The sequence below is a fragment of the Rhodococcus olei genome, from assembly GCF_039540555.1.
Lineage (GTDB): Bacteria > Actinomycetota > Actinomycetes > Mycobacteriales > Mycobacteriaceae > Rhodococcus_G > Rhodococcus_G olei.
In genome coordinates, this window is record NZ_BAABFB010000018.1 from 23,842 (window position 1) to 43,012 (window position 19,171).

The following is a 19,171-nucleotide window of genomic DNA, read 5'->3' on the forward strand; positions in this document are numbered from 1 at the left end:
GGTCAGCCGAAGTCGACCGCGCGGCTCGACGCCATCGCGACCGCACCGAGCAGCCCCACCAGCGCGAAGGCGTAGAAGCCCCACGGGACGACATGTCCGGTGTCGAGGAGCAGTCCGCCGAGCAGCGGCCCGCAGATGGCACCGATGCGGCCGACGCCCGCCGACCAGCCCAGGGCGGTGGCGCGGATGCTCGCCGGGTGGCTCGCGCTGGTGAACGCGTACACCAGCACCTGCGCACTGAAGACGAAGCAGCCGGCGAGGAACACCAGCACGTAGATGCCGAACGAGACCTTGACGCTGAGCAGCGCGAGGAACACGGCGGCGGCGGCGAACCACGCGATGCAGGCGGTGCGGGGACCGATCCGGTCCGCGACGCCACCGGCGACCAGCAGTCCGACGACCGCGCCCGCGTTGAGGACGAGCAGCAGCGTCAGCGCGGCGCCGAGGTCGTAGCCGGCCTCGCGCATGATCGTCGGCAGCCACGTGTTCAGGCCGTAGACGAGCAGCAGACCCATGAACGAGGCCACCCAGATCGCGACGTTGTTGCGCAGGAACCTCGGCGAGAACAGTTGGCGGGCGGGTCGGGTGGGTGCGGGGGCCGTCGAGCCGGTGGGGGCCTCGTCGAGGACGAGGCCGTACCGCTCGGCGATCTCCGCGGCCTCCGCGCGGCGCCCGCGGGCGAGCAGGTACGCGGGCGACTCCGGCAGGTGCTTGATCATCAGTGGCACCAGGACCAGCGCGGGCAGGGCGCCCACGACGAACATCGCGTGCCAGCCGAGCGGGTCGATGAGCACGATGGCCAGGGCCGCGGTGGCGCTGCCGAGTGGCGTTCGCTATACGAACAATCGTTCAAGATGGGAACCGGCCCATTGTTGGGTCGGTCACAGCCGAATGTCAAACAACGACCGGACCGGCCGAATCCGCGACTCGGGCCTCGCGCGCGGCGACGGGGCCGCGACACTGGGGGAGTGAACGACGCGAGCGGCCCCGACCGCAGCATGCTCGGCAGGGCCTTCGGTGTCCTGAACTGCTTCTCGGTGGACCGGCCGCGGCAGACCCAGTCGGATCTGAGTCGCCGGACCGGTCTGCCGCTGCCGACCGTGCATCGGCTCTGTGCGCAGCTCGTCGAGCAGGGGGCGCTGGTGCGCGGCGCCGACGGCCGGTACGAGATCGGTGTCCGGCTGTGGGAGCTGGGCGCACTGGCGCCGCGTGCGCACGGGCTGCGGCAGGTGGCGATGCCGTACCTCGAGGACCTCTACGAGGCCACCCACGAGAACGTCCAGCTGGTCGTCCGCGAGGGAACGGAGGCGCTCTACATCGAGCGGATCTCCGCCCGCGGTGCGGTGGCCGTGGTCGGCCGGGCCGGCGGCCGGCTTCCGCTGCACGCGTCGAGCGGCGGGCTGGTGCTGCTCGCGCACGGCGGGCCGGACCTGCTCGACGCCGTCCTCGCTGCCGGCCTGGAGCGATTCACCCCGAGCACCATCACCACCGAACACCGGCTGCGGCAGGTGCTCGACGAGATCCGCCGCACCGGCTTCGTCGTCTGCCGCGAGCACCTCAACCTCGGCACGCTCGCGGTGGCGGCGCCGATCCTGCGCCGCACCGGCGCGGTGGTCGCCTCGATCTCGGTGGTCGTCGGGGTCGCGGAGGATCCGGCGCCGCTGGTCCCGGCGCTGCGGGCCGCGGCGCTGGGCATCTCGCGTGGTCTCGCCTGACCCGGCCGGTGGGGTGGAGTTCGTCTTTCACTGAGTGAAAGTCGGCATTCCGCGGGGCCGGAGGTACGCGCGACAGTGTTGGCGATCACGTCGTGGTCGTGGCCACGGATCACGCGTTGACCGCGGATCGCGCATTGACAAGGATCGCGCATTGACAAGGAGTTCACGAATGACGCACTCGAGCACCCAGGTCGGCATCGTCGGCGCCGGCCCCGCCGGACTGATGCTCTCGCACCTCCTGCACCTGCGGGGCATCGAATCGGTCGTGCTCGAGGCCCGGACCCGGGACGAGGTGGAGGGCACCATCCGCGCGGGCGTGCTCGAACAGAACACCGTCGACCTGATGGTCGAGACGGGTCTGGGTGACCGGGTCAAGGCCGAGGGCCTCGAACACCACGGCATCGAGCTGCGCTTCGGCGGACGCGGCCACCGCATCGCGTTCGACGAACTCACGGACGGGCGCGCGGTCACCGTCTACCCGCAGCACGAGGTGCTCGTGGATCTGATCGCCAAGCGGCTCGCGGACGGCGGCGACATCCGGTTCGGCGTCTCCGATGTCGAGGTGCACGACCACACCTCCGACAACCCGTCCATCACCTACACCGACGCCGACGGCAACCCGCACACCGTGCGGTGCGCGCTGGTCGCCGGGTGCGACGGCTCCCGCACCAGGACCCGCAAGCTGATTCCCGAGCCCGCGGTCCGCACGGACCACTTCCGGCAGTACCCGTTCGCCTGGTTCGGCATCCTCGCGGAGGCGCCGCCGTCGTCGGAGGAACTGATCTACGCCAACCATCCGCGCGGCTTCGCGCTCATCAGCACCCGCACGCCGCAGGTGCAGCGGCACTACCTGCAGGTCGATCCGGACGACTCGGTGGACAACTGGTCCGACGACCGGATCTGGTCGGAACTGCACGCCCGCGTCGACGGTGAGGGCGCGGAGATCAAGGACGGCCGGATCTTCGAGAAGTCGATCCTGCAGTTCCGCAGCTTCGTGTGCGAGCCGATGCAGCACGGCAACCTCTTCCTCGCCGGCGACGCCGCGCACACCGTCCCGCCGACCGGTGCGAAGGGGCTGAACCTCGCGGTCGCGGACGTCTACGTCCTGTCGAAGGGCATGGCCGAGTTCATCGAGACCGGCCACCGCGGCCGGCTCGACGGATACACCGAGACCGTGCTGCCGCGGATCTGGCGCACCCAGCACTTCTCGTGGTGGATGTCGTCGATGCTGCACCGGCTGCCCGACGCGTCCGGTTTCGACCAGCGGCGCCAGGTCGCCGAGCTGGACATGGTGACCCGCTCCGTCGCGGGGCGCACGCTGATCGCCGAGAACTACGTGGGCACGCCGCTCGGCTGACCCTCGTCACGGAGTCGAATTGTCTTGTGTCGAGCGGTGATTGCACCAGCTTCGGTCGCCCTCTGCGTCCGCGATGTGATCGAGGCCCGCACTCCCGGAGAATGAGACTCGAGTCACGGTGATCCGGCGGCCGGTGTTTTGCTCGCGGCGACGTCCAGGTGGTCGATCCGGCCCCGACTTCGAGGAGGCAATCCGTGCTCACAGGCAGACGTGTGGCGACAGCGGGACTGATGGTGGCGGTTGTCGGCATCTGAGCGCCCGCACCGGCGGGGGGCGGGTCCGCTGGATGCACTGCCGACGGGAGGTGTGGCGACCGGGAGTGTCCGGAGCGGCCCCGGAGAGCGGATGTGATCGATCCTTCGCGCCCGAGGGGGAGCTCGACACCCCCGCGCAGCTGGCGTTCGAGCAGTCGGTCGCCGCACTGACCGCGCATCCCCTGGTGAGTGCCCAGCGTGCGGTCGTGGCCGCCATGTACCGGCTCGATCCGCAGGGCGGCACCGCGGCGGGTCGGGCGACCCTCGACGCTGCGGTCGGCTCGATCACCACGGCAGCCGCGCAGATGGTCGTCAACGTCCATGCACCAACGGTACTCGAACGCCAGTTCGAATTCAATGGGGTTCTATTGCTGCTCAACAATATTCGTGATCGAAATCGCTGGCCAACGTTCCCGGCGCTACCGACGTGTCGTGTCGGGCGCCCGACTCGCTTTCGCGGCGTCGACCGCGCCGAGCATGTCCTCGAGGAACGTGTCGATCGCCCTCCGGTCGCGGGAGCCGTACTTCTCGGTGGCTGCGGTTGCGTGCGTGATCACCGGGCCGAAGAAGGTCCAGCCCAGCTCGACGGCGGCGGGGGTGACATCGATCCGTACCCGCCGGCGGTCCTTCTCGTCGCGCACGCGTTTGACGTAACCCGACTTGTCCAGGCGGTCGATCAGGGCGGTCACGGACGCGGAGTTCAGGTGCAACTGCTCCCGGAGCCAGGTCGGCGTTGCGGCCCGGCCGCAGCGCTCTGCATCGAGAAGGCAGATCAACGCCCGGAGATCGGTGGGGTGGAGGTTGTTGATCCGGGCGAATTCCGCCGCAAGCAGATGCAATTCGACAACCAGCGCGCGCAGACGATGAACCGTGTTCGGCGCTCCGTCGGCAGATGAATGCCCTTCCTTCATTGCGGTCTCCGATCTCGACAACCCTGCTGTTGGCAGCCTACTATCTCGACACGTCGAGTATCTCGACGTATCGAGCTATTGCGAGGGGTTCGAATGGGTCGGCAGTCAGCCCTCGAGTTCGCCGCCACCGGCGAAGGCGCGGCCTTCCACGGTGCCTACGACCGTGTGCTCGGGAAGTGGCCGGGCGAGGTGGACACCATCGATCTGGCATCGGAGTACGGGACCACTCGCGTGAACATGTGCGGGCCGGTCGGTGCGCCGTCCGTCGTGCTGTTGCCCGGTGCCGGGGCGACATCGACGGTGTGGTTCGCGAACGTGGCTGCGCTCGCCGAGCGATTCAGGGTCCACGCGGTGGACCGGATCGGGGATGCGGGACGCAGCATCGCGGGCAGACCGGTGCGTTCGGTCGACGACCTGATGTCCTGGCTCGGCACGGTCGTCGCGGGTGCCGGACTCGGCACGTTCGGTCTCGTCGGTCACTCGTACGGCGGGATGGTCGCACTCGCCTACGCGCTCCGCGCTCCGGATCGGATTCGAAAGCTGGTGCTGATCGACCCCAATTCGTGCTTCGCCGGAATGCGGGCGCAGTATCTCGCCCGCGCGGCTCCGCTCCTCCTGTGTCCGACCGAGAAGCGTCAACGCGACTTCATTCGGTGGGAGACGAACGGGCAGGAAGTCGACGCGGACTGGTTGGAGCTCATGTCCCGTGGTGCGGCGCACTTCCCGAAGTCGAAGACCGTGGTCCCGAAGCGTCCCGGACGTGCTGCTCTCGACGCGCTCGACGTCGACACGACGGTCGTCCTCGCCGGCCGGAGCAAGGTGCACGACAGCGGGACCCTCGGAGTGACCATCGCGACGAGGTTCCCGCGGGTGGACGTGATCACGCTGGATGGCGCCACGCACCACACCGTGCCGATGTACCCGGCGGCCGAGTTCAACGCCGCACTGGTCGCGGCGCTCGACCGGTAGGAGCTCGGCGAGGTCCGCCGACGACGCGAAGCACCACCTTCGCGCCCCGCCCGCCCGACGGCGCGGACGCGGTCACCGCCGCAGTCGGGCGAGCGCGACCAGGTGGTCGATCGTCTCCTTCTCCGCGGTGTCCGGGAGGGCGTCGACGGGCCACCAGCGCAGGTCGGTCGACTCGGCGCTGCGCACCGGTTCGGCGCCGACGGGCGCCCACACCAGGAACCGGAGGTCCAGGTGCCGGGTCGGTTTTCCGAGCGAGCAGGTGATCGGGTGGGTGTGCGCGGACAGCAGGACGGGGTCGATGTGCAGCCCGTCGACGCCCGACTCCTCGGTGGCCTCGCGCAGCGCCGCGTCGACTACCGTGTCGTCGCCCGGTTCGCAGTGCCCGCCGAGCTGAATCCACCGGCCCACCCTGGGGTGCAGTGTCAGCAGCACCTGCGCGGCGTCCTCGGTGAGCACCAGCGAGGACGCGGTGATGTGCCCCGGCTCGTGCTCACGCAGGCACCCGAGCGGTGCCGCGTCCAGGAACGCGAGCATCGTGTGCCGCAACGACTCGTCCGCCTCGCTCGGCGTCCGCCACCCGGTCAGCGCGGCGTGCGCGGACCGGTGCAGCGACTGTGCACTCACGACATCACCGCGCTCACCGCTCCACCAGCAACTCGCCGGGAACCACCGGCGGTCGCGGCGACAGCGCCTCGGCCGGATGTCCGATCGCGACCGCGCCGAGCGGCTGCCAGTCGTCACCCAGCCCGAGTTCGGCGCGCACCACGTCCGCGGCGAAGATCGTCGACCCGATCCAGCAACTGCCGACACCCCTGGTGGCCAGCGCGACCAGCAGTCCCTGCACGGCGGCGCCGGCGGCGACGGTGAACATCGTCTGCTCGGCCGCGGCACGGGCGGCATCCGGGTACGAGTGGGCGCCGTCCGGCACGCAGAACGGGATCACCACCTCCGGGGCGTCGAACAGGATGTTGCCGCGGTCGAGACGCCGGGCGATCGCCTGCTCGGCGAGCCCGTCCGCGGTGAGGTCGGCGCGCCACCGCTCCCGCATCGCGGCGAGCAGCCGGCGGCGGACGTCGGGTGTCCGCACCCACACGAACCGCACCGGACGGGTGTGGTGCGGCGCCGGTGCGGTCAACGCGTCGGCGATCGAGTCCCGGACCGACTGCGGGTCAACGGATTCGGAGGTGAACTCCCGCACCGACCGGCGCAGCAACAGGGCCTCGCCGCGGCCCTGGGCGAGCGCCTCGTCGGTGCCCAGCCAGAACAGGTCCTCCTCGCCCCGGCGGATCAGGTCCGACGCGCTCGAACCGTCGTCGGCGAGGGCCGCCCCGCGCACGACCGCGACCGGCAGGCTGCCGGTCTTGCCCTTGACGAGGTCGCCGGCCGCGGCGAGCTCGTCGGCCACGGCGACCGACGTGACCATCAGCTCGTTGCCCTGGGCGTCGACGGAGCCGGCGTAGCCGTGCAGCACCGGGACGCCCGCGGACCCGATCGCGGCGTCGGTCTGGCCGTTGCGCCACGCCCGGCCCATCGTGTCGGTGATCACGACGGCGACGCGGACGCCGAGCAACTCGGCGAGGCGCGCACGCAGATCCCGCGCGCTCGCATCCGGGTCCTCGGGCAGCAGGGCGAGTTCGGCCGGGTTGACGTTCGAACCGTCGATGCCGGATGCGGCCTGCACGATCCCGAGCCTGTTCTCGGTGATCAGCGTGCGCCCCTTCCGGGCGAGCACCCGCACCGCCTCCTGGTCGACGAGCGCCCGTCGGGCCGCGTCGCGTTCCTCCGGATCGGTGGGGGCGGGCACGATTCGGCCCTCGACCTTCGAGACGATCTTGCTGGTGACGATCAGCACGTCGCCGTCGCGCAGCCACGGTGCGGCACCGGCGAGGGCGGCGGCGAGGTCGTCACCGGGGCGGAACTCCGGAAGCCCCGGAACGGGGAGGATCTCGATGCTCGCGCCGGCGCCGTGGTCGCCGAACTCGGTGCCGTGGTTGCCGACCCCGGTGGTCACAGGTCGACACCCGCCAGGCGCAGCGCGGCGCGGGCCATCTCCGCGGTGGTCTCCGGGTCGGTCATCAGCAGCGGCACGGCCTCGACGTCGACCCCCGGCACGTCGGCGGTGTCGGTGTCGTGGATCAGCCAGCCGTCGAGGATGCCGGTGGCCGATCGGGCGCCGTAGTGGCGTCCGATCGCCTCCGCCGAGGTCTCGACGCCGATCACCTCGAGGCACTCGTCGGCCATGCCGCGCAACGGCTTTCCGTCGATGACCGGCGACAGTCCGACGACCTTCGCGCGGCCGGTGCGCAGAGCGCCGCGGATGCCGGGCACCGCGAGGATCGCGCCGATGCTCACCACCGGGTTCGACGGTGCCAGCAGGATCGCGTCGGCCTCGGAGAGTGCCTCGAGGACTCCCGGCGCCGGCGTCGCGGTGTCGGCGCCGATGTGCGCGAAGCTGTGCGTCTCGATCTGGGCGCGGTAGCGCACCCACCACTCCTGGAAGTGGATCGCGCGCTGCTCGCCGTCCTCGGGATCGGTGACGACCACGTGGGTTTCGCTGCGGTCGTCGGTCACCGGCAGCAGCCGCACGCCCGGCTGCCAGCGGTTGCACAGCGCCTCGGTCACCGCGGACAGCGGGAAGCCCGTCCGCAGCATCTGCGACCGGATCAGGTGGGTGGCGATGTCGCGGTCGCCGAGGCCGAACCAGTCCGGCTTCGCGCCGTACGCGGCCAGTTCCTCCTTGGCATTCCACGTTTCGCCGACATGGCCCCACCCGCGCTCGGGGTCGATGCCGCCGCCCAGCGTGTACATGCACGTGTCGAGATCGGGGCAGATTCGCAGCCCGTGCATCCACACGTCGTCGCCGACGTTGACGACCGCGGTGACCTCGTCCGACTCCGACAGCAGACCGCGTACCCCCTGGAGGAAACGTGCGCCGCCCACCCCGCCGACCAATACTGTGACCTTCACAGTCCAAGAGCCTAGGCGTCCCGCTCCGGGCGGAGCGGTGCACCCACCCGGCCCGGGGTCGCGTGACGGATCCGCGACACGCCGTTGACGCGCGGGAACGTGCGATGGGGGTGGATCCGTTCGCGGTGGTGGTAGGCAAATCCCTCCACGGCTTGACCCTGTCCAGTGGTCCGTGTGTAATCACAGGTATGTCATTCCGCGGTCACCACACGGGAACGACGGTGGTGGGCCCGAATTCGAACGAGTGTTCCCATTGGGGTGGGAGTGCGGGGGTTGAGCGGAAAGGCATTGTCGGGGAGGCAATTTCAACTGTTCAGAAAGTTCTGCGCTATCAAAGGTGAGGAGGGCGGAACGGATGCTCAATCAGCACAATGGGTCGGTGGCTCATCTGAGCGCGCTTGACTACGAACCGCAGACCGATTCCAGGGCGGGCGCAGCGGGGGGCGTCTGCCAGTCACAGGGTGAACGAGATGTCGATCGCCCGATCCTGAGCCTGATCACGGGCGGCTTCGATGCGATGTTCGAGGCCGTCGAGGATCAGTGGCAGGACCGCGCACTGTGTGCACAGACCGACCCCGAGGCGTTCTTCCCGGAGAAGGGCGGATCGACCCGGGAGGCCAAGAGGATCTGCCTGGGCTGCGAGGTCCGCGACGAGTGCCTCGAGTACGCGCTCGCGAACGACGAGCGGTTCGGAATCTGGGGCGGACTCTCCGAACGGGAGCGTCGCCGCCTCAAGCGGGGCATCGTCTGACGCGCCGAATCTCGAAGAGGTTCGGCGCGTATGCTTTTCGGGCGCAATTTGGGCGAGTGACCGACGTGTTCTCGATCCGCCGACCGGGTGCGTGACGGTCGGCGGATCGAGCGGTGGTCACTCGCCCGGCTCGTCGGGCAGGTCGGGGTCGATGACCTCGGGGTCCACCCCGAGGTACGTCGCGACCTGCCGGACGAGAACCTCGTTCAACAGATCGACGAGGTCCTCCTGGCGTTTCGCGCGCAACTCCAACGGCCGGCGGAAGAGCACGAGCCGTGCGCGCGTCGCGTTCCCGTGGCGGTCCACGCCGGCGGGGACCAGCCGAGACAGCGGGACCGGCCCCTCGGCGACCACCTCGGGGGGCCATGTCACCGAATCCGGGTCCAGCGCACGGATTTTCGGCACCTCGTCGACGGCGATGTCGAGCTTGGTGATGCGGTCGTGCCAGCGCGCGTCGATCGGCGCGAACGCCTCGAGTACCAGCATGTCGAACCGCTCGGCGCGGGTACGCCACGCCGGCACGCTCGGCGGCAGGAGGGGGCCGCGAATGCCGCGACCCCGCCGCGCCGCCGAACGGGAGGTCAGTGGTCGGGCTCTGCGCATAACTGTCGATGCTACCGACGCCGAACATCGATCGGTGTGTCCGAGTACGCGACGGGGGAGCGGCGCGCTACCCTCTCACTCGTGAGAGGACTGCGTCGATGCTGCCGGCCCGGGTGCAAGAACCCCGCCGTTGCGACCCTGACGTACGTCTATTCCGATTCGACCGCGGTCGTCGGCCCGCTCGCCACCGTGGACGAGCCGCACTCCTGGGACCTGTGCGAGTCGCACGCGTCCCGGATCACCGCCCCCAAGGGGTGGGAGCTCGTTCGGTACGAGGGCGGATTCTCCAGCCCGACCCCGGACGAGGACGACCTGACAGCGCTGGCGGAAGCGGTCCGGGAGGCCGGACGCGGTGAACGTGTCGACGCACACACCGGTGACCTGCCGGTGCCCTCGTCGATGACGGCGCGGACCGGTCGCCGGGGCCACCTGCGGGTATTGCCCGACCCGGACAACTGAGTCCCCCGTTCGGAAGCGACGCGCTCGATCGGCGGTTGGGCGGTCGGCTCCGCCGGGGCACTAGGGTGTTCGGGGCACGGTGTCGCGGATCGAGACGGCGCCCGTGAGCGCTCGACCGACACCCCGTCCCGAACGAGGAGAACAACAGTGGCACGAACCGCCGAATCCGTCCATGCCCTGATCAAGGCATACGACGTCCGCGGCATCGTCGGGGAGCAACTCGACAGCGACTTCGTGCGCGACGTCGCCGGTTCGTTCGCCCGCCTGGTCCGTGACGACTCGGCAAGCCGCGCCACCCGCGTCGTGATCGGGCACGACATGCGGTCGTCGTCGCCGGAACTGGCCGCCGCATTCGCCGAGGGCGTCACCGCGCAGGGCCTCGACGTCGTGATGATCGGACTCGCGTCCACCGACCAGCTGTACTTCGCGTCGGGCCTGCTCGACTGCCCGGGCGCGATGTTCACGGCCAGCCACAATCCGGCCCGCTACAACGGCATCAAGTTGTGCCGCGCCGGCGCCAAGCCGGTCGGTCAGGACACCGGACTGCGCACCATCGCGGACGAGGTGATCGCGGGAGTGCCCGGCCACGGCGGTCCCGCAGGCACCGTCACCGAACAGGACGTGCTCGGCGAGTACGCCGAGTTCCTGCGCGGACGGGTCGACCTGTCCGGGATCCGGTCGCTGAGGGTGGCCGTCGACGCCGGCAACGGCATGGGCGGGCACACCGTGCCGGCCGTCTTCGACGGGCTGCCGCTGACGACCGAGCCGCTGTTCTTCGAACTGGACGGCACCTTCCCGAACCACGAGGCGAACCCGCTGGATCCGAAGAACCTCGTCGACCTCCAGGCGCACGTCCGGGCGACCGGCGCCGATCTCGGTCTGGCGTTCGACGGCGACGCCGACCGCTGCTTCGTGGTCGACGAGCTGGGTGACCCGGTGTCGCCGTCGGCGGTGACCGCGCTCGTCGCGCAGCGGGAACTCGCCAAGGAGCCGGGCGCCGCGATCATCCACAACCTGATCACCTCACGGGCGGTGCCCGAGCTGGTCTCGGAGCTCGGCGGCACCGCGGTCCGGACCCGGGTCGGGCACTCGTTCATCAAGCAGCAGATGGCCGAGACCGGTGCGGTGTTCGGCGGCGAGCACTCGGCGCACTACTACTTCCGCGACTTCTGGGGCGCCGACTCGGGGATGCTCGCGGCGCTGCACGTGCTGGCCGCGCTCGGCGAGCAGGACAAGCCGCTGTCCGAGCTGATGGCCGGCTACACCCGCTACGCCGCGTCCGGTGAGATCAACTCCACCGTCGCCGACGCGGCCGAGCGGACCGAGGCGGTGCTGGCGGCGTTCGCCGACCGCACCGCGAACGTCGACCGGCTGGACGGCGTGACGGTGGACCTCGGGGACGGCGCCTGGTTCAACCTGCGTGCCTCGAACACCGAGCCGCTGCTGCGCCTCAACGTCGAAGCACGCACGCAGGAGGGCGTCGACGCCCTGGTGGCCGAGGTGCTCGCCGTGGTGCGCGCCTGATCCCATGCCGGGCGCTGGAACGAAGCGCAGGTGAGGAGGACACCCGCAGGGCCCGCGGTGCGAGAATGGTTCGACCGGGCTGCGTCGACAGGGCCGAGTGCCCGGGCGGTTACGAGAAAGGAAGGTTGCCATGACGGCTCCGTCACCCCTTCTCGATCTCGATGACGTCGACGGCGTCGCCGCCGCGGACACCGACGGTGCGATGCGGGCCGCCGCGCTCGGTGGGGCCCAGGTCCGGTCCGTCGCCGAAGCGGTCGCCGAGGGTGCCCTCGACCGGATCCGCGACCTGCGTCCGCGCAGCGTCGTCCTGGTGACCTCCGGCGGCCGGGCCGGCAGGGCCGCGGCGCTGCTCGCCGCCGCGGTGGGCCCCCGGCTCGGAGTGCCGATCCTGCGGTTGCCGTCGGTGCCGCCGTGGCTGGGGTCCCTCGACGTCGTCGTCGCCGCCGGTGACGACCCCGGCGATCCGCGGCTGGTCGCCGCCGCGGACTCCGCGTTGCGGCGCGGCGCCGAACTCGTCGTCGCGGCACCGGCCGAGGGACCGTTGCAGGCCGCGGCCGCGGGCCGTGGGACGCTGCTGCCACCGCGGGTCCCGGTACCCGACCGGCACGGGTTCCTGCGGTACCTGGCCGTCGGGCTGGCGGTCGTCGGCGCGCTCGAATCGGGCCGGTCCGCGGCCGCGATCCCGGACCTGGCCGCCCTCGCCGAACTGCTCGACGCGGAGGCCGCCCGCAATCACCCGTCCGCGGAGGTGTTCCACAACCCGGCGAAGGCGCTCGCGATGCGGATGCAGGGCCGTCGGGTCGTGTTCGCGGGCGACGGCCCGGCGACGACGGTGCTCGCCGGCCACGGCGCCGAGATGCTGCTGCGGACCGCCGGAGTCGTGGCGACGGCCGCCGACCTGTCCGACGTGCTCGCGTCGGCGTCGCTGCTGTCCGGGTCCGGTGCCCAGGCGTCGCCCGGCTACGACCCGATCTTCCACGACGAGGAGCTGGACGGACCGGCGCCGGTGGCGCCGACGCGCGTCCTCGTGCTGGCGACGGCGCAGTCGCGGGCGGCGACCGCACCGCGGATCGCGGCGCTGCCCGACGCCGACATGGTCTCGGCGGCCGAAGAAGTCGACGAACTGGAAACGGGGGATCGTGAGATGACGGGTCGGACCGTGAGTGGTCCCGCGCAGGGGGAGCGCACCGAGACGGAACAGTTGGCGGTCACGGCCGTGCGCCTCGAGATGGCGGCCGTGTACCTGCGACTGATCGGTGGGCGATAAGTGCATCTGCTTCACGGCGCGCTCCGCACGTATGCCTGGGGATCGCGCACCGCCATCGCCGAACTGTGCGGCCGACCGGTTCCGTCCAATCACCCCGAGGCCGAACTGTGGCTCGGCGCGCACCCCGCGAATCCGTCCGGTCTGCAGGTCGGCGAGTCGACGGTCTCGCTGCTCGACGCCATCGCAGCGGACCCGGTCGGTCAGCTCGGCACCCGCGCCCGCGCCGGGTTCGGCGACCGGCTGCCGTTCCTGCTCAAGCTGCTCGCCGCCGAGGAGCCGCTGTCGCTGCAGGCGCATCCCAGTGCCGCGCAGGCGAAGGAGGGCTTCACCCGCGAGGAGGCCGCCGGAATCCCGCTCGACTCGCCGATCCGCAACTACCGCGACGACAGCCACAAACCGGAACTCGTGGTCGCGCTGACCAGGTTCGAGGCCCTCGCCGGGTTCCGGGACCCGCACCGCACCGTCGACCTGCTGCGTGCGTTGGACGTGCCGGCCCTCGAGCACTACATCGCGTTGCTCGAGGGGCAGCCGGACTCCTCGGGCCTGCGGGCGTTGTTCACCACCTGGATCACGCTGCCACCGCCGGCGCTGGGCACGCTGCTGCCCCAGATCCTCGAGGGGTGTGTGCGCTACCTGTCGGGGCCGGCCGAGTCCCGGGTGTACGCCCGCGAGATCCGGACGGTGCTCGGGCTCGGTGAGTCGTACCCCGGCGACGCCGGTGTCCTCGCCTCGATGCTGCTCAACCGGATCACGCTCGAACCGGGGCAGGGCCTGTACCTGGCGGCCGGAAACCTGCACGCGTACCTGCACGGACTCGGCGTCGAGGTGATGGCGAACTCCGACAACGTGCTGCGCGGCGGTCTGACGCCCAAACACGTCGACGTGCCGGAACTCCTGCGGGTCCTGGACTTCGAGCCGCTGACCGGGCCGGCGCGCACCGCGTCGGCCGCGGGGCCCGGTGACCCGGTGTACGTCTACGCCACCCCCGCCCCGGAGTTCGCGCTGTCCCGGATCGAGTTGACACCCGGGTGTCCGGACGCCGAGCTCCGGCGGCCGGGTCCGCGGATCCTGCTGTGCACCGCCGGATCCGTCACCCTTCGCTGCGGCGACGAGCACCTGGTTCTCGAGCGGGGCCAGTCCGCCTGGATCGCGGCCGTGGATCCGGCGGTCACGGTCAGCACGCGAGCCGGGTCGGCGCAGTTGTTCAGCGCGACCGTCGGCTGAGCCGGCGGCCGGCACGGCCTCGGTGCAGCGGTGTTGCCGAATCGATGCCGCCATCACAAGGGAAATTCGCGGGACCCGTGCCTGGGGGCAATAGGCTCGACCCGTATCAGGTGTCGAGGAGGCAGTCATGACAGTGCACGAGCGATCCGGCCGTGACCGGAACACCGGAGTGTTCCGGACGAAGTCGGTGGAGCAGTCGATCGCCGACACCGACGAACCCGACAGCAAACTCCGCAAGGACCTCACCGCCTGGGACCTGACCGTCTTCGGTGTCGCGGTCGTCGTCGGCGCCGGCATCTTCACCCTCACCGCCCGGACCGCAGGCAACGTGGCGGGGCCGTCGGTGTCGCTGGCCTTCGTGCTCGCCGCGATCGCGTGTGGACTCGCGGCCCTCTGCTACGCGGAGTTCGCGTCGACCGTGCCGGTCGCGGGCAGTGCCTACACCTTCTCGTACGCGACGTTCGGCGAATTCGTCGCGTGGATCATCGGCTGGGACCTGATCCTCGAGTTCGCGCTCGCCGCGTCGGTCGTCGCGAAGGGGTGGTCGCTGTACCTCGCCGACGTGATCGGCGTCGAATCCACGGTGGTGCACGTCGGCGTCGTCAAATTCGACTGGGGCGCGGTGCTGCTGATCGCGGCCCTGACGGCGCTGCTGGCCACCGGAACCAAACTGTCGTCGCGCGTGTCCGCCGCGATCACCGCGATCAAGGTCGGGGTGGTGCTGCTGGTGATCGTCGTCGGCGCCTTCTACATCACCGGGTCGAACTACTCGCCGTACATTCCGCCGTCGCAGCCCGGTGACACCGGGGAGGGCATCCACCAGTCGCTGTTCTCGTTCCTGACCGGTGCGGGTGGCAGCACGTTCGGCTGGTACGGGCTGCTCGCCGCCGCGTCGCTGGTGTTCTTCGCGTTCATCGGATTCGACGTCGTCGCGACGACGGCCGAGGAGACGAAGAATCCGCAGAAGGCGTTGCCGCGGGGCATCCTCGGCTCGCTCGCGATCGTCACCGTCCTCTACGTGGCGGTCACCCTCGTGCTCACCGGCATGGTGTCGTACACCGAACTGGCCGGCGACAGTTCGACACTGGCGACCGCCTTCAAGTTCCACGGCATCACCTGGGCGCAGTGGGTGATCAACCTCGGCGCCCTGGCCGGTCTCACCACGGTCGTGATGGTGATGCTGCTCGGCCAGACCCGGGTGGCGTTCGCGATGTCGCGCGACGGGCTGCTGCCGCGTCCGCTCTCGCACACCGGCAAGCACGGAACCCCCGTCCGCGTCACCGTCGTCGTCGGTGTGATCTCCGGTTCGCTGGCCGCCTTCTTCCCGATGGGCACCCTCGAGGAGATGGTCAACATCGGCACCCTGTTCGCGTTCGTCCTGGTCTGCGTCGGCGTCATCATCCTGCGCCGCACCCGGCCCGACCTGCCGCGGGGGTTCCGGGTGCCGTTGGTCCCGCTGATCCCGATCCTGGCCGTTCTCGCCTGCCTGTGGCTGATGCTCAACCTGTCGGTCGAGACGTGGATCCGATTCGTGGTCTGGATGGCGATCGGCATCGTCGTGTACTTCTCCTACGGCTACCGGCACTCGCTGGTCGGGAAGCGGCAGCGGCCCCGTCCCGGCCTGGCGTCGGAGGCGCTCGACCACCTCGGCGGCCCCGACGAACCACGGCACCGGGGCCACTGACGCGCGAACCCGGGGTCGGCCGGTCGTGACCACGCGGCCGGTCGTGACCACGCGGCCGGCCTGAACGCGCGGACGCTGCCGTCCGGCAGGGCTCGGGCCGGGACGGCCGTCGTCCCGGGGGTGCTCGCGCCGCGACCGTGAACGGGTCCTCGACCTTCGCGATCTGATCGGGCGACCGTCAGCGGTCGGCCAACCGTGCGCCTGTCCCGGTGGTCACGTCCTGCCGGGGCAGCATCCGGTCCGTCCGGTCCGCGGCGTGCAACACCGTCGGGGCGAACACGGTGGTGTCGACGTCGTCGACCGCCACGATCGGATCCGGGTCCGTGGCCGCGACCGCCTCCCTCGAGATGCCCCCGAGCAGCCGACGCCGGCCGCACGGGGGCATCGCCGTGGCTCGGTCGCGCCCGGGCGCCGACACCGACCGACCCCGTCCGGGCCGCGACGAGTGCTGCGGCGCGGATGTGATCGCCATCGTCCCGTGCGTGTTCTCGACGGTTGCCGCCGTGCGCCCGCCTCTTCCCGTCCTTCCGGTCTCTTCCCGATCCGCCTGGAGTTTACAAACATCGATGGTTTGTCTAGACCGGCGACAAATGATGCGATAGTGTCCACTCGTACGTGGTCCACCTCACATCGTGGTGAGTCGTCGAACGGGAGGTAGCGGTGCGAAGCCGAACGGAAGTGGGGGCGCAGTCCCCGGTGCAGTGGCGGGACAAGAAGCGTCACCTGTGGTTGCTGGGCCTCGTCCCGCCTACCGCGATCTTCATCGCCACCGCGCTGGTGTGGTCGTTCAACGAACTCGGGCTCACCGCGGTGTCGCCGATCTGGTGGTGGATCGGGCCGATCCTCGTCTACCTGCTGCTCCCCGTCCTCGACGTGTTCTTCGGTCCGGACGGCCAGAACCCGCCGGAGGAGGTGATGGAACAGCTCGAGAACGACCGGTACTACCGCTACTGCACGTATGCCTACATTCCGTTCCAGCTCGTCAGCCTGGTGTTCGCCTGCTACCTGTGGTCCGCCGACAGTCTGAGCTGGCTGGGCATCGAGGGTGGGCTCGGTCTGGTGTCGAAGGTCGGCCTGGCGCTGAGCATCGGCGCGATGGGCGGCATCGGCATCAACACCGCCCACGAGCTCGGCCACAAGAAGGACGAGCTGGAGCGCTGGCTGTCGAAGGTCACCCTCGCCCAGACCTGGTACGGGCACTTCTACATCGAGCACAACCGCGGCCACCACGTCCGGGTCTCCACGCCCGAGGACCCGGCCAGCGCGCGCTTCGGCGAGACCTTCTGGGCCTTCCTGCCGCGCAGTGTGTGGGGCAGCCTGAAATCCTCGTGGGAACTGGAGAAGGTGCGCCTCGAGCGGCTCGGCAAGTCCCCGTGGACGATTCGCAACGACGTGCTCAACGCCTGGCTGATGTCGGTGGTTCTCTTCGCCGCGCTGACCGCCGGATTCGGCTGGGAGGTGCTGCCGTTCCTGGTGATTCAGGCGGTGTACGGGTTCTCCCTGCTGGAGACCGTGAACTACCTCGAGCACTACGGCCTGCTGCGGCAGAAGACGGCGTCGGGCCGGTACGAGCGGTGCGCCCCGGTGCACAGCTGGAACTCCGACCACATCTGCACGAACATCTTCCTGTACCACCTGCAGCGGCACAGTGATCACCACGCGAACCCGACCCGGCGCTACCAGACCCTGCGCAGCATGGACGGCGCGCCGAACCTGCCGAGCGGCTACGCGAGCATGATCACGCTGGCCTACTTCCCGCCGATCTGGCGCAAGGTGATGGACCACCGGGTCCTCGAGCACTACTCGGGCGACATCACCCGGGTCAACGTCCAGCCCGCCAAGCGCGAGCGCCTCCACGCGAAGTACGGGGTGGCGTGATGAGCGCCTACCGCTGCCCGGTGTGCGAATACGTCTACGACGAGTCGAAAGGCGCTCCGCGCGAGGGTTTTCCCGCCGGGACGCCGTGGGACTCGATTCCCGACGACTGGTGCTGTCCGGACTGCGGGGTCCGGGAGAAGATCGACTTCGAGAGGAACGCGTGATGAAGCTCTACCGCTGTGTCCAGTGCGGATTCGAGTACGACGAGGAACTCGGCTGGCCCGAGGACGGCATCGCGCCCGGCACCCGCTGGGACGACATCCCCGACGACTGGAGCTGCCCCGACTGCGGTGCGGCCAAGGCCGACTTCGAGATGGTCGAGGTCGCCCGGCCATGAGCGCAGTGGTGATCGTCGGCACCGGTGTCGCGGGCATCACGGCCGCCGAAACGCTACGGGCCGAGGGGTTCTCGGGGTCGGTCACGGTCCTCGGCGAGGACCCGGCCACCCCGTACCGGCGACCGGCGGTGTCGAAGGACCTGCTCGCCGGATCCATCCCGGCCGAGCGGTCGTGGCTGCGTCCGGCCGGGTACTGGGCCGAGCGGGAGATCGACGTGCGCACCGGTGTCGCGGTGGCGTCGGTCGACCCCGACCGCCGGGTGGTCGAGCTGAGCACCGGTGAGGCCCTCGGGTACGACGCCCTCCTGCTCGCGACCGGGGGGCGGGCCCGGGAGATCGCACACACCGCGGGCGGCGCGGCGCTGACGCTGCGTGCGTTCGGCGACGTCGAGCCGTTGCGTGCGGCGATCGGCCGCACCAACTCCGTGCTGGTCGTGGGCGCCGGGCTGATCGGGTCGGAGGTCGCGGCCACCGCCCGGAGCCTCGGCGCCGAGGTCACCGTCCTCGAGGCCGCGCCCGCCCCGCTGCACCGGGTGCTCCCGCCGGTGGTCGGCGCGCTCTACGAGCGGCTGCACCGGGAGAACGACGTGGCCCTGCACACCGGCGTGCAGTTGGCCGAACTGACCACCGACGGCGCGGGCGGGGCGCGTGCCGTCGCCGCCGACGGCCGGCAGTGGTCGGCGGGGGCGGCGTTGCTGGCGGTCGGGACCGTGCCCGACACCGGACTGGCCGAACGCGCAGGACTTGCCGTCGACGACGGGATCGTCGTCGACGCCGGGTTCGCGACCTCCCGGCCCGGGGTGTACGCGGCCGGCGACGTCGCGAACTGCCCGAATCTCGTTCTGGGCGGCCGCGATCGCGCGGAGCACTGGAACACCGCGCAGGCGCAGGGCGCCGCGGCGGCGCGGGCGATCCTCGCCGACCTGGCCGGCGCCGAGGTCGATCCGTGGCGCGACGTGCCGTGGTGCTGGTCGTCGCAGTACGGGGTGAATCTGCAGGTCGCCGGATGGCCCCGCGCCGACGACGAGCTGATCGTGCGCGGTGATGTCGACGGGCGGGACTTCACGGTGCTCACCAGGCGGTCCGGCCGGCTGGTCGGTGCGGTCACGATCGGACGGCCGAAAGACGTTCGGGCGGCCCGCAACCTGATCGCCGACCACCCCACGATCGCCCCGGCCGTGCTCGCCGACGAGGACGTGGACCTCGGCGCGCTGGGCGTGGCCCCGGTCACGGTGGGGTGAGCCGCGTTGACGGTCCACGCGACAGCTGCC

The 19,171-nt window shown here is 70.7% G+C and carries 19 protein-coding genes and 1 pseudogene; 13 read left to right on the forward strand and 7 right to left on the reverse strand.

Translation table 11 applies throughout. The annotated features are described in order from the left end of the window. Positions 1 to 2 precede the first annotated feature (2 nt). A pseudogene (locus tag ABD951_RS03215) lies at positions 3 to 815 on the reverse strand (MFS transporter); the annotation flags it as partial. A gap of 183 nt (positions 816 to 998) precedes the next feature. Between ABD951_RS03215 and ABD951_RS03220 the strand changes: the two are divergent. Continuing rightward, positions 999 to 1,715, forward strand: a complete 717-nt coding sequence (locus ABD951_RS03220) for an IclR family transcriptional regulator (protein WP_345342227.1) — start codon at positions 999 to 1,001, stop codon at positions 1,713 to 1,715. 169 nt (positions 1,716 to 1,884) lie between these two features. Further along, positions 1,885 to 3,072, forward strand: coding sequence for a 4-hydroxybenzoate 3-monooxygenase (locus tag ABD951_RS03225; protein WP_345342075.1), 1,188 nt, complete (start codon positions 1,885 to 1,887; stop codon positions 3,070 to 3,072). Positions 3,073 to 3,745: 673 nt separating this feature from the next. Here ABD951_RS03225 and ABD951_RS03230 read toward each other — a convergent pair. Continuing rightward, positions 3,746 to 4,237: a MarR family winged helix-turn-helix transcriptional regulator gene (locus tag ABD951_RS03230; protein ID WP_345342077.1), complete on the reverse strand. Its 492-nt coding sequence runs from the start codon at positions 4,235 to 4,237 to the stop codon at positions 3,746 to 3,748. Positions 4,238 to 4,330: 93 nt separating this feature from the next. Between ABD951_RS03230 and ABD951_RS03235 the strand changes: the two genes are divergently transcribed. Continuing rightward, entirely contained in the window at positions 4,331 to 5,206 is an 876-nt protein-coding gene (locus ABD951_RS03235) for an alpha/beta fold hydrolase (RefSeq protein WP_345342079.1), read from the forward strand. 72 nt (positions 5,207 to 5,278) lie between these two features. On the opposite strand, the gene ABD951_RS03240 is transcribed toward ABD951_RS03235, so the two are convergent. Genes ABD951_RS03240 through cofD form a run of 3 tightly spaced genes read right to left on the reverse strand, consistent with a single transcriptional unit; the run spans position 5,279 to position 8,173 of the window. Then, the gene (locus tag ABD951_RS03240) at positions 5,279 to 5,830 is read right to left on the reverse strand and encodes an NUDIX hydrolase (RefSeq protein WP_345342081.1); all 552 of its coding nucleotides are present in this window, start codon (positions 5,828 to 5,830) and stop codon (positions 5,279 to 5,281) included. A 13-nt stretch (positions 5,831 to 5,843) separates the two neighbouring features. Then, positions 5,844 to 7,217, reverse strand: a complete 1,374-nt coding sequence (locus ABD951_RS03245; RefSeq protein WP_345342083.1) for a coenzyme F420-0:L-glutamate ligase — start codon at positions 7,215 to 7,217, stop codon at positions 5,844 to 5,846. Beyond that, on the reverse strand, positions 7,214 to 8,173 hold the full coding sequence (gene cofD, locus ABD951_RS03250) for a 2-phospho-L-lactate transferase (RefSeq protein ID WP_345342085.1): 960 nt from the start codon (positions 8,171 to 8,173) through the stop codon (positions 7,214 to 7,216). Before cofD ends, ABD951_RS03245 begins: the two co-directional genes overlap by 4 nt. 517 nt (positions 8,174 to 8,690) lie before the next feature. Between cofD and ABD951_RS03255 the strand changes: the two genes are divergently transcribed. Continuing rightward, complete coding sequence (locus ABD951_RS03255) at positions 8,691 to 8,924, forward strand: WhiB family transcriptional regulator (RefSeq protein WP_345342229.1); 234 nt, start codon at positions 8,691 to 8,693, stop codon at positions 8,922 to 8,924. Between the two features lie 117 nt (positions 8,925 to 9,041). Here ABD951_RS03255 and ABD951_RS03260 read toward each other — a convergent pair whose 3' ends face one another. Next, a complete protein-coding gene (locus ABD951_RS03260; RefSeq protein WP_345342087.1) occupies positions 9,042 to 9,527 on the reverse strand; it encodes a metallopeptidase family protein in 486 nt (161 codons plus the stop codon). Between the two features lie 81 nt (positions 9,528 to 9,608). Between ABD951_RS03260 and ABD951_RS03265 the strand changes: the two genes are divergently transcribed. From ABD951_RS03265 to ABD951_RS03285, 5 genes are all read left to right on the forward strand, one after another. Further along, complete coding sequence (locus ABD951_RS03265) at positions 9,609 to 9,986, forward strand: DUF3499 domain-containing protein (RefSeq protein ID WP_345342089.1); 378 nt, start codon at positions 9,609 to 9,611, stop codon at positions 9,984 to 9,986. A gap of 147 nt (positions 9,987 to 10,133) precedes the next feature. Further along, positions 10,134 to 11,510, forward strand: a complete 1,377-nt coding sequence (locus ABD951_RS03270; RefSeq protein WP_345342090.1) for a phosphomannomutase/phosphoglucomutase — start codon at positions 10,134 to 10,136, stop codon at positions 11,508 to 11,510. A 130-nt stretch (positions 11,511 to 11,640) separates the two neighbouring features. Further along, positions 11,641 to 12,777 carry a tobH protein gene (locus tag ABD951_RS03275; RefSeq protein ID WP_345342092.1) on the forward strand — a complete coding sequence of 379 codons (1,137 nt, stop codon included), beginning with the start codon at positions 11,641 to 11,643 and terminating at the stop codon, positions 12,775 to 12,777. Next, the gene (manA, locus tag ABD951_RS03280; RefSeq protein WP_345342095.1) at positions 12,778 to 14,001 is read left to right on the forward strand and encodes a mannose-6-phosphate isomerase, class I; all 1,224 of its coding nucleotides are present in this window, start codon (positions 12,778 to 12,780) and stop codon (positions 13,999 to 14,001) included. A gap of 127 nt (positions 14,002 to 14,128) precedes the next feature. Continuing rightward, the gene (locus tag ABD951_RS03285; protein WP_345342097.1) at positions 14,129 to 15,685 is read left to right on the forward strand and encodes an amino acid permease; all 1,557 of its coding nucleotides are present in this window, start codon (positions 14,129 to 14,131) and stop codon (positions 15,683 to 15,685) included. A gap of 178 nt (positions 15,686 to 15,863) precedes the next feature. Here the strand turns inward: ABD951_RS03285 and ABD951_RS03290 are convergent, their stop codons facing one another. After that, positions 15,864 to 16,157, reverse strand: coding sequence for a hypothetical protein (locus ABD951_RS03290; protein ID WP_345342099.1), 294 nt, complete (start codon positions 16,155 to 16,157; stop codon positions 15,864 to 15,866). A 188-nt stretch (positions 16,158 to 16,345) separates the two neighbouring features. Between ABD951_RS03290 and ABD951_RS03295 the strand changes: the two genes are divergently transcribed. The 4 genes from ABD951_RS03295 to ABD951_RS03310 are packed head-to-tail and all read left to right on the forward strand — an operon-like array spanning position 16,346 to position 19,141. Then, the gene (locus ABD951_RS03295) at positions 16,346 to 17,563 is read left to right on the forward strand and encodes an alkane 1-monooxygenase (protein ID WP_345342101.1); all 1,218 of its coding nucleotides are present in this window, start codon (positions 16,346 to 16,348) and stop codon (positions 17,561 to 17,563) included. Then, on the forward strand, positions 17,563 to 17,727 hold the full coding sequence (locus tag ABD951_RS03300) for a rubredoxin (protein WP_345342103.1): 165 nt from the start codon (positions 17,563 to 17,565) through the stop codon (positions 17,725 to 17,727). Before ABD951_RS03295 ends, ABD951_RS03300 begins: the two co-directional genes overlap by 1 nt. Further along, the gene (locus ABD951_RS03305; RefSeq protein ID WP_345342105.1) at positions 17,727 to 17,900 is read left to right on the forward strand and encodes a rubredoxin; all 174 of its coding nucleotides are present in this window, start codon (positions 17,727 to 17,729) and stop codon (positions 17,898 to 17,900) included. Before ABD951_RS03300 ends, ABD951_RS03305 begins: the two co-directional genes overlap by 1 nt. Continuing rightward, the gene (locus ABD951_RS03310) at positions 17,897 to 19,141 is read left to right on the forward strand and encodes an NAD(P)/FAD-dependent oxidoreductase (RefSeq protein WP_345342107.1); all 1,245 of its coding nucleotides are present in this window, start codon (positions 17,897 to 17,899) and stop codon (positions 19,139 to 19,141) included. The genes ABD951_RS03305 and ABD951_RS03310 overlap by 4 nt, the downstream gene beginning before the upstream one ends. Positions 19,142 to 19,171: the final 30 nt, after the last annotated feature.